This is a genomic window from Streptomyces sp. NPDC044044 (genome assembly GCF_056434405.1).
On record NZ_JBWKFG010000001.1, the window covers coordinates 549,013 to 561,430 of the forward strand.

The following is a 12,418-nucleotide window of genomic DNA, read 5'->3' on the forward strand; positions in this document are numbered from 1 at the left end:
GCTTCCGGGTGGCCCACCGGGGCGACCGCCGTACGGTCGCCGCATGCCCGCGAAGGAGCACGCCATGGCCCCGACCACCCTGCGTCAGCGACGCCGGGCCGCCGCCACGCAGGAGATCCTGGACGCCGCCGAGCGCCACATCGCCGAACACGGCCCCGCGGCCCTGTCGTTGAGGGCGATAGCCCGCAGCCTCCAGATGACCGTGCAGGCGCTCTACCACTACTTCCCGAGCCGGGACGCCCTGGTCACCGCGGTCGTCACCAAGGCGTACGACGACCTCACCGATGCGGTGCAGGCCGCCGTCGACAGCGCGGCGGACGACTCGGACCTGCCGGGTCTGGTGGTCGCTGCCGAGGGCTATCGCAGGTGGGCCATCGCCCATCCCGAGCACTTCCAGCTCCTCTACGGGACGCCGCTGAGGGACTACGCGGCACCCGCCGAGGGTTCGACCACCCAGGCCTCGCGCAGGATGAGCGCGATCTTCGAGCGCGAGCTGTTCGACGGGTTCACCGCGGAGCAACTCGCCGCGGCCGAGGCCCCCGTGCTCTCGCCGTCACTGCGGGGGTACCTGGAACAGCTTCCGCATTTCGGTCATGGGCATCTGCCGGCCCCCGCGACCGCACTCATCCTGAGCGCGTGGGGACACCTCCACGGCCTCGTGGTCCTGGAGGTGTTCGGCCACACCTCGTTCCTCGGCGAACACCAGGCCGAGATCTTCCGCATGGCGATGCGGAACCTGGTCGAGGACATGCACCGCCGGATCCCCTCATGAGTGCTTACGTGATGACCGCGCTGTCGCTGTTGTCTGCAGGGGCGGCGGCGGTGGGCCGGGTGCGCAGGATCCCGGCGGTGCAGGCGGCCAGGACGCAGAACGCCACGGGCAGGAAGAACGTGAGGTTGAGCGGGACGGCGTGCGTGAGCGGTCCGATGACGGCGGGCCCGGCGAGCATGCCGAGGTAACCGAGGCCCGCGACACGGGAGACATTGGCTCCGGCGGCGTCCTGATCGGCATGGCCCGCGGCGCTGAAGAGCTGTGGGATGCAGCCGGAGAGCCCGATCCCGAACACCGTCCAGCCGAGCAGGGCCAGCGGTATCCACGGGGACAGAGCGGCCACCGTCATGCCCACGGCGGCCACCGAAGCGCCGTGGCGCAGTACGGCCACCGGGCCGTAGCGCGCGGACACCCGGTCGGCGAGCAGCCGGCCCACGGTCATCGCCGTGGCGAAGGCGCCGTAGGCGAGGGCGGCGGTCGCGGCGGGCGCGTCCAGGGCGTCCCGCAGGTGGAGCACGCTCCAGTCGTTGGCGACGCCTTCGCAGAGCATGAGCATCAGGGCGAGCGCGGCCAGCATCCAGATGCGCCGGGGCGTCCTGCGCCGGGCCGACTTCTCGGTGGTGGAGGCCGGTTCGGGCGGGTCGGTCTCGGGGCGCAGCAGCGCGGGCGCGGCCAGTGCGGCGACGGCGAGGCCGAAGAGCGCCACAGCGCCGAGGGTCAGCGACGGGCTCAGCTCCCAGCTGAGCGTGCGGGCGCCGACCAGTGCGGCGAGGACGCCGCCGATGGAGAAGGTGGCGTGGAAGGCGGACATGACGGGGCGTTCGTAGCCGCGCTCGACCTGGATGGCGTGGGCGTTCATGCTGACGTCCAGGCAGCCGTTGCCGAAGCCCAGCACCAGCAGCGCCGCCCCCAGCGCCCAGGCGCTCGCGGCGAGCCCCGGCAGGACCACCGCCGCACTGCACAGGGCCGCGCTGAGCGGTACGACGGTGCGGGCGCCGAAGCGGTCGGTGAGCGGACCGACGAGCTGCATCCCGGCGAAGGCGCCCGCGCCGAGCAGCAGCAGGAGCCAGCCGAGCACGGCATGGCTGACGTCGGCGCGGTGTTCGACGGCCGGGATGTGGACGATCCACATCCCCATGAGGAAGCCGTTGAGAGTGAAGTAGACGAAGGTGGCCAGTCGGCCCGAGCGCAGCGATCTTTCCATGCCATCGAACATAACGAACATGTGAGCTGTTCGGAAGATTGCGTATCGCACATCAATCATGTTCAATATCGACATGGCGAGCAGCACAGACCGACTGAGGCAGATCACCGATGCCGTACGCGAGGCCGGCCGGATGGGCGTCGCGGAGCTCGCGGAGCTGACCGGCGCATCGGAGATGACCATCCGCCGCGACCTGGAGGCCCTGGCGGACCAGGGCGTCCTGGAGCGCTACCGCGGCGGCGCGAGAAGCCTGCTGCTGCGCGGCGAGGAACCGCCCTTCGCGCTCCGGGCGCAGGACGGCATCGAGGCCAAGCGGCGCATCGCCGCCGAGGTCGCGGGCCTGATCGCGGACGGCGAGTCCGTCGTCATCGACAGCGGCACCACCTGCCTGGAAGTGGCCCGCGCGCTGGAGCAGCGCCGCCTGACCGTGATGCCGCTGTCCCTCCACGCGGTGAACGCACTCACGGGGGCGCCGCAGCTGACGCTCCTGGTCCCGGGCGGCAGGCCCCGGCCCGGCGAGCTGGCGCTGACCGGACCGCTGACCGAGGCGTCACTGGCCGCCCTGCGCTTCGACACCGCGGTCATCGGCTGCTGCGGACTGAACGCGACACACGGCCTGACCGCGTACGACCTGGACGACGCAGCGGTCAAACGCGCCGCGATCGCATCGGCCCGCCGCGTCATCGCCGTCGCGGACGCCCCCAAGCTCTCCCGCACGGCCCTCGCCTTCGTCGCCCCGGCCGCGGCCCTGCACGCCGTCGTCACCGACGAGGCCGCCGCGCAGGACGAGACCGACGCGCTGTCCGCCGCAGGCGTCACCGTACGAAAGGTGTGAACCCGTGACCGACTCTCCCGACTCTCCCGACTCTCCCCACTCGCCCCGCTCACCCCACCCGCCCTCCTCGCCTGATGTCGTGCTCTTCGATCTGTTCGGGGTCATCGCACGCCATCAGTCCATCGAGGGCAAGGACCGCCTCGTCCGCACGGCCGAGGTCCCCGCCGCTGCGTTCTGGGACGCCTACTGGGCCTGTAGGCAGCCTTACGACCAGGGCGAGTTGACCGGCCACGCCTACTGGCGCCAGGTGGCCAACTCCCTCGCCGTCCGCTTCGACGAGCACCGGATCGCGGAGCTCATCGAGGCCGACATCGCCGGCTGGAGCGCCGTGGACGAGACGATGGTCGCCCTGGTCGAGGAGCTCGCGGCGTCCGACCGCCGCATCGCGCTCCTGTCCAACATCCCCGAGGAGCTCGCCACTTACTACGAGGAGCACCACCCCTGGCTCAAGCACTTCCCCCTCCGTGCCTTCTCCTGCCGCATCGGCCACGCGAAGCCGGACCCCGGGGCGTACGAGTGGTGCCTGAACGCCCTGCGCACGGCGCCGGACCGCGTCCTGTTCGTCGACGACCGCGACGAGAACATCCGGGCCGCCGAGAAGGTCGGCATACGCGGCCACCTCTTCACCACGCCCGAGCGGCTGAGGGAAGCCCTCATCCCGTAACAACGGCCCGTCGAGCTGGGCATGAACGCCGTGCTCGGCGCCGCGAAGCCAAATCCATCCAGCAGCACGTCAGTTGGAGAACACCGCCTTCGGAGCCGAAGGCGGTGTTCTCTTGTGCCCGCACGTCCGTGCATGCCCTCTCGGCCAGGTGGCCGGAACGTCGCCGGTCGCCGGGATAAACCCCGTACGAAACAAGATCACTGTTTCGTGTGCTGCCCACGGGCTTATCGGGCGAGCCAGGCGCAACGGCCGTTAAATGGTCACCGGATCAAGACGAATTCCGTGACATTACGCCTCTACCTCCGCTTTCGCCGGTTGGCGCGCCTACGCCGATTACCTCCCTCGTGAAGGAGAGCTCGCCCCGATGACCGTTGAGACCAGCCCGGAAGCACATCTGCAACCGCCCCGGCGTTCCAGCCTGAGCACCGACGCTGCCCGCAACCTCGCCCACACCACCAAGTCCGCCCCGCAGATGCAGGAGATCACCTCTCGGTGGCTGCTGCGGATGCTCCCCTGGGTGGAGACCAAGGGCGGCGCCTACCGCGTGAACCGCCGGCTGAGCTACACCGTCGGCGACGGGCGCATCGAATTCGTCCAGGACGGTGTCGACGTCCGGGTGATCCCCCGGGAACTGGGCGAACTGGCCCTGCTGCGCGGCTTCGACGACGTGGAGGTGCTGACCGCGCTCGCCGGCCGGTGCGTCCAGCGCGACTTCCGCGCCGGTGAGGTACTGGTCGAGCGCGGTGCCCCCGCCGATGCCCTCCACCTGATCGCCCACGGCCGGATCAGCCAGCACTCCGTGGGGAAGTACGGAGACGACGTCGGCGTCGCGGTCCTCGCCGACGGCGACCGGTTCGGGGAGAGCTCCCTCCAGGACGCCGACGCCAGGTGGGAATCGACCGCGACGGCCGAGACCGCGGGCACCCTGCTCACCCTGTCCCGCGCCGACTTCGCCGCCGTGCTGTCCACGGCCCCGAGCCTGCAGTCCCACCTCCACGAGCTCAGCCGGCTCCCGAAGCAGCGCCAGAACAAGCACGGCGAGGCCGAGATCGCGATGTCGGCCGGACATGTCGGCGAAGCCGCACTGCCCGGTGCCTTCGTCGACTACGAACTCAAGCCGCGCGAGTACGAACTCTCCGTCGCGCAGACCGTTCTGCGGGTCCACACGAGGGTCACCGACCTCTACAACGGGCCGATGAACCAGACCGAGGAGCAGCTCAGGCTCACCATCGAGGCGCTGCGAGAGCGCCAGGAGCACGAGCTGATCAACAACCGTGAGTTCGGCCTGCTCCACAACGCCGACTTCAAGCAGCGCATCCAGCCCCACTCGGGCCCGCCCACCCCGGACGACCTCGACGAGCTGCTGTGCCGCCGCCGCGGCACGAAGCTCTTCCTCGCCCACCCCAGGACGATCGCGGCGATCGGGCGCGAGCTCAACGCCCGGGGGATCTACCCGGATCACGTCGACCTCGGCGGGCAGCAGGTGCCGGCCTGGCGCGGGGTCCCGATCCTGCCCTGCAACAAGATCCCCATCACCAAGGAGCAGACCAGCTCGATCCTCGCCATGCGCATCGGCGAGGACAACCAGGGCGTCATCGGGCTGCATCAGACCGGACTGCCGGACGAGTACGAACCCGGCCTGTCGGTGCGCTTCATGGGCATCGGCGAGCAGGCGATCATCTCGTACCTGGTCAGCACCTACTACTCCGCCGCCATCCTGGTGCCCAACGCGCTCGGCATCCTGGAGAACGTGCAGATCGCCCACAGGCGCGCCTAGCGCATCCGTCGTACGGCCACGACAGCCCGGAACCCCCCGGGCCGGGCAAGTGTGCCCGGATCCGGGAGAGGCCACCCACCCCACCAAGGAGCCACGGATGCCCGATCCCGGGTTCTCCCCTCCGCAGTCGAGCCCGCCTGCCGCTGCGGCCCTCTTCGGGGACCACGTCCCCACCCCCACCTCCGCCCACGCCGACGGCGTCCTGTCCGCCCTGGCATCGGCCCCTCTCCCCGACCTGGAGCGGATCCTGCGCGGCCCCAGCGGCCTCGGCACCGCGAGCTTGCACCTGGCCCGGCGCGAGGAGCCGCCGGGACTGCCGGAGCTGTCGGAAGTGTCGGGGGAGTCGGAGCCTTCGGAGCCGTCGGAGCCTGCCGCAACGGAGGCCCCGGCGGAGGCCCTTCACATCCCGGGCCTCTACTACCACCCCGTGCCGGAGCCCGACCCCGCGCGGGTGGAGGAGGTCAGCCGCAGGGTCAAGGACTGGGCGGTGGACGAGGTCGAGCTGTTCCCCGACGAGTGGGAGGGCCAGTTCGACGGCTTCTCCGTCGGGCGCTACATGGTCGCCTGCCATCCCGATGCTCCGACCGTCGACCACCTGATGGTCGCCACCCGGCTCATGGTCGCCGAGAACGCGGTCGACGACTGCTACTGCGAGGACCACGGAGGCTCGCCGATCGGCCTCGGGGGGCGCCTTCTTCTGGCACACACCGCCCTCGATCACCTGCACGTGACGAAGGAGTACCAGCCGCAGTGGGCGGAGTCGCTGCACGCGGACGCCCCGCGGCGCGCCTACCGCTCCGCGATGGACTACTTCGTCCGGCAGTCCACCGCATCCCAGGCCGACCGGTACCGCCACGACATGGCCCGACTGCACCTGGGGTACCTCGCGGAGGCCGCCTGGGCCCAGACGGACCACACACCCGAGGTGTGGGAGTACCTGGCGATGCGCCAGTTCAACAACTTCCGCCCCTGCCCCACCATCACCGACACCGTCGGCGGCTATGAACTGCCGGCGGACCTCCACGCGCAGCCCGCCATGCAGCGGGTCCTCGCACTCGCCGGCAACGCGAGCACCATCGTCAACGACCTGTACTCGTACACCAAGGAACTCGCCAGCCCCGGGCGGCACTTGAACCTGCCCGTGGTGATCGCCGAGCGCGAGGACGTCTCCGAGCGGGACGCCTATCTGAAGGCGGTCGAGGTCCACAACGACCTCATGCGCGACTTCGAGGCCGAAGCCGCCGAGCTGGCCGCCTCCTGCCCCGTCCCGAGCGTGCAGCGCTTCCTGCGGGGCGTGGCCGTGTGGGTCGACGGCAACCACTACTGGCACCAGACCAACACCTACCGATACAGCCTGCCCGATTTCTGGTAAGGACGGAATCACCTGTGACCAGCACTGAGTTCACCACTGTCGACAGCGCATCCGCGTTCGTCCCCGCCCCGGCGACGCCCTACCAGGGCGACATCGCGCGCTACTGGAACAACGAGGCGCGGCCCGTGAATCTGCGCCTCGGCGACGTCGACGGGCTCTATCACCACCATTACGGCATCGGCGACGTCGACCACGCCGCCCTGGGGGATGCCGCCGACAGCGAGCACGAGAAGAAGCTGATCACCGAGCTGCACCGCCTGGAGTCGGCGCAGGCCGAAGTCCTGCTCGACCACCTCGGCTCCGTCGGGCCCGACGACACACTCGTGGACGCCGGCTGCGGCCGGGGCGGTTCGATGGTCATGGCCCACCAGCGGTTCGGATGCAAGGTCGAGGGCGTGACCCTGTCGGCCAAACAGGCCGACTTCGCCAACCAGCGCGCCGACGAACTGCGTATCCAGGACCACGTCCGCGCCCGCGTGTGCAACATGCTCGACATGCCCTTCGAGACGGGCCAGGCCGCGGGCTCGTGGAACAACGAGTCGAGCATGTACGTCGACCTGCACGACCTCTTCTCCGAGCACTCCCGGGTCCTGGAGGTGGGCGGCCGCTATGTGACCATCACCGGCTGCTGGAACCCGCGCTACGGCCAGCCCTCGAAGTGGGTCTCCCAGATCAACGCGCACTTCGAGTGCAACATCCACTCCCGCAGGGAGTACCTGCGCGCCATGGCCGACAACCGTCTGGTGCCGCAGGCCATCGTCGACCTCACACCGGCGACCCTGCCCTACTGGGAGCTGCGGGCCACGTCGTCCCTGGTCACCGGCATCGAGGAGGCGTTCATCAACTCCTACAAGGACGGCTCCTTCCAGTACGTCCTGATCGCGGCCGACCGCGTCTGACCGACGCCGACCGCAGGGGCCGGACCGTCACCGCGCGGTCCGGCCCCTGCGCGCGCGGCGACGCGGGCTGTCGCGGATCGCTCCACCTCCCCTACAGTGCGTGACGCCTCCACCCGTCCGTGACGAGGCACGGCCGCCGCACCGTCCGTGCCGACGTACAGCCCGCCGCACCGTCCGTGTCGACGTACAGCCGCCGAACAGGAGCAGCCCCGTGGCCACCCACGCCCGCCCCGGCTCCCTCCCGTCGCCTCCCGGGCGCCGGGTGCCGGAGCTCGATCCCGCCGTCGTCGGACAGTGGCAGGCCGGGGGAGGGGAACTCATCGAGCTGTTCGCTCAGGCGCGCGATCAGCTCGGCGGCATCGCAGCCTTCCGGCTCGGTCCGCGGCCAACCGTCCTGGTCACCGCACCCGAGGCCGTGCAGCACGTGCTCGCGCTCCATCCCGACCGGTACGTGAAGCGTTCGCACCGCGCACGGATGCTGATCGGCGACGGACTCCTGGCCGCGACGGGCGATGCGTGGCAGCGGCAACGACGGCTGCTGCAGTCCCAGTTCACCGGCCGTGGCATGCGCCGCTACGAGCAGCGGATCACCGAGGCCGCCCGGACCGCAGCGGAGCGCTGGGCCGGGTACGCCGCCACCGGTCAGGTCTTCGACGTCGGCGACGAGATGCGCCGCTTCGCCCTGGACACCATCTGGCGCTCCCTGACGGGACATGCCCTCGACCCCGCATCGGAGCGCGAACTGGCCGCCGTGGCCGCCGTGGTGGCCGCGCTGCCGAGCCTGCCTGCCGACGGCGCCGCAGCCCAAGGTGCGGTCGCCGCCGATCTGGCCAGGATCGACGCGGTGGCGAGCCTGGCCATCGCCGCCGCGCGCGAGGGCCAGGCCGGACCGGACGGTCCAGGTCTGCTGCATGTCCTGCTCGACGCGGCCCAGACGCGCCCCGAGTACACGGACCGGCTGATCCGCGACGAGCTGGTCACCCTGCTGGTCGCCGGACACGAGACCACCGCGACAACCCTGACCTGGCTCTACCTCCTGCTGGACCAGAACCCCAAGGCGCGTGAGCAGGCTCTCGCCGCGGGCCCCGACGGCTCGTCCGAGCGGCGACAGGCCGTCCAGGCGCTCGTCCACGAGACGCTGCGGTTCTACCCGTCGGCCTGGATACTGCCGCGCTGCGCGGCACAGGACGACATCCTCGCGGGGTACGAGATCGAGGCGGGCACCGACGTCCTGGTCTGCCCCTACCTCACGCACCGGGACCCCCAACTCTGGGAAGACCCGGGCGAATTCGACCCGAAGCGTTTCACCACTCCAGGTCGACGCCCCACCGACCCGGGAAGCTACTACCCGTTCGGTATCGGCCCCCGGGCCTGCCTGGGCCTGCAGTTCGCCCTCAAGGAGTCGACCACCCTCCTGGAACACCTGCTGCCGGCCCACACCCCGCGCTTCCACTCCACCCCGGCGAAGGCCACCTACAGCATCACGGTCCGCCCGGACGGCCCGACACCCGCGGTGCTGATGGACGAGGGTCAGCCCGCCTGACGGTAGTAATCGAACTGGGTCACCCCGTGGTAGCCGTAGCTCTCGGGAGGCAGTTCGTGCAGTGCGACGCCGCACCGGGCGAGCGGGCCGAGGAGGTCGGTCAGGAGCTGATCGGCCCCGGCGATGAACGCGGCCTTCTCCGCGGAGCTGTTCGTGCCCAGGGTGATGCTGACCTCGACGTGCGCGTCGAGGCCACCGCTCAGGGGCTTGGCGTCGACGAAGTAGCGGGCGGCCGGAACCACGTCGATGTGGACGATGGTGCGCGCGCCGGACTTGCCGAGGGCCGAGACCGCGAGGCCGGTGAGCCCCTCGGCGAGGGCGCGCTGTACGTCGCTGGGCAGGTCGGCGTCGGTGACGGTGACGCGGATGTACGGCATGGCTCTCCTCGGGTACGTGCTCGGTGGGCGCCTGCCGGAGTCGGCGGCACGGAGCAAGCCTGGCCGACCTGCAACGATGGATCCAACGCACCAACGTCATAGTCATATGAGGCCGCCGCATGACCGTGAACCTTCCCCAGCTGAGAGCTTTCCTCGCCGTCGTCGAAGCCGGCGGCTTCAGCGCGGCCGCCGCGGAGCTGGGCATGAGCCAATCCGCGGTCTCGCACGCCGTGGCCTCCCTCGAACGCGAGCTGAAGGCCCCGCTGCTGGTCCGCGCCGCGCCGGTACGGACCACGGCGCTGGGGGAGGGGATCCTGCCGCACGCCCGCACCGCACTGTCGGCGGCCCGGTCCGTGGCGGAGATCGCGGCCGAAGCCGTCGGGACGATGACGGGCACCGTACGTCTTGCCTGTACACCGACGGTCTGCCAGGGACTGGTCCCGGACCTGCTCCGGCACTGGAACGAGGCCCAACCGCAGGTGACAGTCCGGGTCTTCGAGGGCGAAAGCACCGAGATCGCGGCCTGGCTGGCGGACGGCGTGGCGGATGCGGCCATCGTGATCGACCCGCCGCCCGGCCAGGGGATCCACCTGACGGAGGACCGCTACCGGGCCGTGCTGCCCCGGGACCATCCCTTGGCGGACGAACCGCTCGTCGGCATCGGGGACTTGGAGGACGACCAGTTCCTGATATCGCCGAACAACTGTGAAGCGCGCATCCGCGCGATTCACGCCCAGGCAGGGCTGCCCTTCACCCCCGCTCACCGAGTGCGGGACCTGGCGACGCTGATCAGCATGGTGCAGGCAGGTGTGGGCGTGACGGTCCTGTCCGAGGTCTCGCGCTCCCTGCTCCCGCCCGACCTGGTCCTGCTGCCCCTGAAGCCGGAGATGTCACGCGACCTCGCACTGACCGGCCCTCGCACAGGCCCCTGGCACCCGGCGGTCCGCACACTGGCGGAGTCGGCCGCCGCCTGCCTCCGGCGCTAGGCGGGCTCGTCACTGCACGCCGTGCGGGCGGAACTGAATGCTGATGCGCCCTCCGGCCGCCCGGGTCGACTTGGGGATGGCGTGCTCCCAGGTGCGCTGGCAGGAGCCGCCCATCACGATCAGGTCGCCGTGCCCGAGCGGGCGCCGGACGGTCTCGCCGCCGTGGCGCGGGCGGAGCAGCAGGTCGCGGGGTGCCCCGACCGAGAGGATGGCGACCATCGTGTCCTCGCGGGCGCCCCGGCCGATACGGTCGCCGTGCCAGGCCACGCTGTCGCGTCCGTCGCGGTAGTGGCACAGGCCGGCCGTCGTGAACGCCTCGCCCAGCTCGGCGGCGTAGTGCGCGGAGAGGGCCTGGCGGGCCTCGTCGAGAATGGCGTGGGGGAGTGGTTCGCCGGCGCGGTAGAAGGCGAGCAGCCGCGGTACGTCCACGACCCTTTCGTACATCTGCCGGCGCTCGGCCTTCCACGGGACGTCCGCTGCCAGTCGCTCGAACAGGACATCGGCGCCACCGAGCCAGCCCGGCAGGAGGTCTATCCATGCCCCGTCGCCGAGGACTGTCCTGCGGATTCCGTTCAGGGGGCCCAGGCGCACGTCGTCGCTCTGATCGAAGAGTGATCCCTGGAGCTGGTGCGTCGCCATGCTGCCAGTGTACCCAATGATTCGAACGTATGAACTAATGTGCATGTCTCGCCCCAGTCGGTGACGCGCGTCACATCCGGCTCCTGTCAGCAATCGGGCCGCCGTCTCGTTCAGAGGGCACGCGAACGAGACAGGAGCAACGCCATGAAGCACCGCATCGTCGTCCTCGGCGCCGGATACGCCGGGGCCTTCGCCGCCGGGAACCTGGCCCGTCGGCTCTCCCCCGCCGACACCGAGATCACCGTCGTCAACGCTGTGCCCGACTTCGTCGAGCGGATGCGGCTCCATCAGCTCGCGATCGGCCAGGACCTCGGATTCCGCAAGCTCGCCGACATATTCGCGGGCACCGGGGTGCGACTGCGCCTGGCACGCGTCACCGGCGTCGACCCCGAACGCAGGACCGTCGCCGTGACCGGCGAGGACGGCGACGGGGAGCTCGCGTACGACACGCTTCTCTACACGCTCGGCAGCTCCGTGGCCCACCATGGCGTCCCCGGCGTGACCGAGTACGCCTTCGATGTGACCGGGCGGCCATCGGCGCTACGGCTGCGCGAGCGCATGGCCGGCCTGGAGGCGGGCGGCACCGTCCTCGTCGTCGGCGAGGGGCTGACCGGCATCGAGACCGCCACCGAGTTCGCCGAGTCCCGGCCCGACCTGTCGGTCGCGCTCGCCGCCCGCGGCGAGTTGGGCGCCTGGCTCTCCCCGAAGGCCCGCCGCCACCTGCGCCAGGCCTTCGACCGGCTCGGCGTCACCGTCCACGAGCACACCGGCATCGAAGCCGTCGAGCCGACTCGGGCGATCACCGCCGACGGTACGTCCATTCCCGCCGAAGTGACCGTGTGGACGGCCGGGTTCGCGGTGCACCCCATCGCGGCCGCCAGCGGTCTGGAGGTCGCCGAGACCGGCCAGATCCTCGTCGACCGCACCATGCGCTCGGTCTCGCACCCGGATGTCTACGCCGCCGGTGACGCCGTCTACGCGATCGGCGACAACGGCCGGCCGCTGCCGATGTCCTGCGCCTCGGCCGGCTTCACCAACATGCAGGCGACCGCCGCGATCATCGCGCGTCTGACGGGCGGCGAGGCCCCGACCGTCGGACTGAAGTACGTCGGCAACCACATCAGCCTCGGCCGGCGGGACGCGATCTTCCAGGCGGTGGACGGGGAGGCCCGGTCGAAGTCCTGGTACCTGGGCGGCTGGGCCGCCAGGCGCTTCAAGGCGGGCATCCTCAAGGGGTCCGCCCTGAGCATCGCCCACCCGACGTTCGGCATGCCGAAGCGCAGGCGCCGCCTGGCCACTTCGTCCGACCGGGCCGGTGTGGGGGTCGCCGCGTAGGTCGTTCGAGGGTGT

General features: G+C 70.8%; 12 protein-coding genes. 9 read left to right on the forward strand and 3 right to left on the reverse strand.

What is annotated here, in order from left to right:
• Positions 1 to 43 precede the first annotated feature (43 nt).
• Complete coding sequence (locus AC07AG_RS02590) at positions 44 to 772, forward strand: TetR/AcrR family transcriptional regulator (protein WP_478751060.1); 729 nt, start codon at positions 44 to 46, stop codon at positions 770 to 772.
• 4 nt (positions 773 to 776) lie between these two features.
• Here AC07AG_RS02590 and AC07AG_RS02595 read toward each other — a convergent pair whose 3' ends face one another.
• Positions 777 to 1,976 carry an MFS transporter gene (locus tag AC07AG_RS02595; protein WP_478751062.1) on the reverse strand — a complete coding sequence of 400 codons (1,200 nt, stop codon included), beginning with the start codon at positions 1,974 to 1,976 and terminating at the stop codon, positions 777 to 779.
• Positions 1,977 to 2,049: 73 nt separating this feature from the next.
• On the opposite strand from AC07AG_RS02595, the gene AC07AG_RS02600 reads away from it, so the two are divergent.
• The 6 genes from AC07AG_RS02600 to AC07AG_RS02625 all read left to right on the forward strand — a co-directional run bounded on the left by AC07AG_RS02600 (position 2,050) and on the right by AC07AG_RS02625 (position 9,066).
• Positions 2,050 to 2,811 (forward strand): DeoR/GlpR family DNA-binding transcription regulator, encoded by a 762-nt coding sequence (locus AC07AG_RS02600; protein WP_478751064.1) that lies wholly within the window; start codon positions 2,050 to 2,052, stop codon positions 2,809 to 2,811.
• 79 nt (positions 2,812 to 2,890) lie between these two features.
• Positions 2,891 to 3,475 (forward strand): HAD family hydrolase, encoded by a 585-nt coding sequence (locus AC07AG_RS02605; protein ID WP_478751066.1) that lies wholly within the window; start codon positions 2,891 to 2,893, stop codon positions 3,473 to 3,475.
• A gap of 364 nt (positions 3,476 to 3,839) precedes the next feature.
• Positions 3,840 to 5,252, forward strand: coding sequence for a family 2B encapsulin nanocompartment shell protein (locus AC07AG_RS02610; protein WP_478751068.1), 1,413 nt, complete (start codon positions 3,840 to 3,842; stop codon positions 5,250 to 5,252).
• Positions 5,253 to 5,349: 97 nt separating this feature from the next.
• Entirely contained in the window at positions 5,350 to 6,624 is a 1,275-nt protein-coding gene (locus AC07AG_RS02615; RefSeq protein ID WP_478751069.1) for a family 2 encapsulin nanocompartment cargo protein terpene cyclase, read from the forward strand.
• A 14-nt stretch (positions 6,625 to 6,638) separates the two neighbouring features.
• Entirely contained in the window at positions 6,639 to 7,523 is an 885-nt protein-coding gene (locus tag AC07AG_RS02620) for a geranyl diphosphate 2-C-methyltransferase (RefSeq protein WP_478751071.1), read from the forward strand.
• 211 nt (positions 7,524 to 7,734) lie between these two features.
• Positions 7,735 to 9,066, forward strand: coding sequence for a cytochrome P450 (locus tag AC07AG_RS02625; protein ID WP_478751072.1), 1,332 nt, complete (start codon positions 7,735 to 7,737; stop codon positions 9,064 to 9,066).
• Here AC07AG_RS02625 and AC07AG_RS02630 read toward each other — a convergent pair.
• Positions 9,054 to 9,443, reverse strand: coding sequence for a tautomerase family protein (locus tag AC07AG_RS02630; RefSeq protein WP_478751074.1), 390 nt, complete (start codon positions 9,441 to 9,443; stop codon positions 9,054 to 9,056). The genes AC07AG_RS02625 and AC07AG_RS02630 overlap by 13 nt on opposite strands.
• Positions 9,444 to 9,562: 119 nt before the next feature.
• Here AC07AG_RS02630 and AC07AG_RS02635 point away from each other — a divergent pair, with 119 nt between their 5' ends.
• Positions 9,563 to 10,429, forward strand: a complete 867-nt coding sequence (locus AC07AG_RS02635; protein ID WP_478751076.1) for a LysR family transcriptional regulator — start codon at positions 9,563 to 9,565, stop codon at positions 10,427 to 10,429.
• A gap of 9 nt (positions 10,430 to 10,438) precedes the next feature.
• On the opposite strand, the gene AC07AG_RS02640 is transcribed toward AC07AG_RS02635, so the two are convergent.
• On the reverse strand, positions 10,439 to 11,068 hold the full coding sequence (locus tag AC07AG_RS02640; RefSeq protein ID WP_478751077.1) for an alpha-ketoglutarate-dependent dioxygenase AlkB: 630 nt from the start codon (positions 11,066 to 11,068) through the stop codon (positions 10,439 to 10,441).
• Positions 11,069 to 11,212: 144 nt separating this feature from the next.
• Here AC07AG_RS02640 and AC07AG_RS02645 point away from each other — a divergent pair, with 144 nt between their 5' ends.
• Entirely contained in the window at positions 11,213 to 12,403 is a 1,191-nt protein-coding gene (locus AC07AG_RS02645; RefSeq protein WP_478751079.1) for an NAD(P)/FAD-dependent oxidoreductase, read from the forward strand.
• Positions 12,404 to 12,418 lie beyond the last annotated feature (15 nt).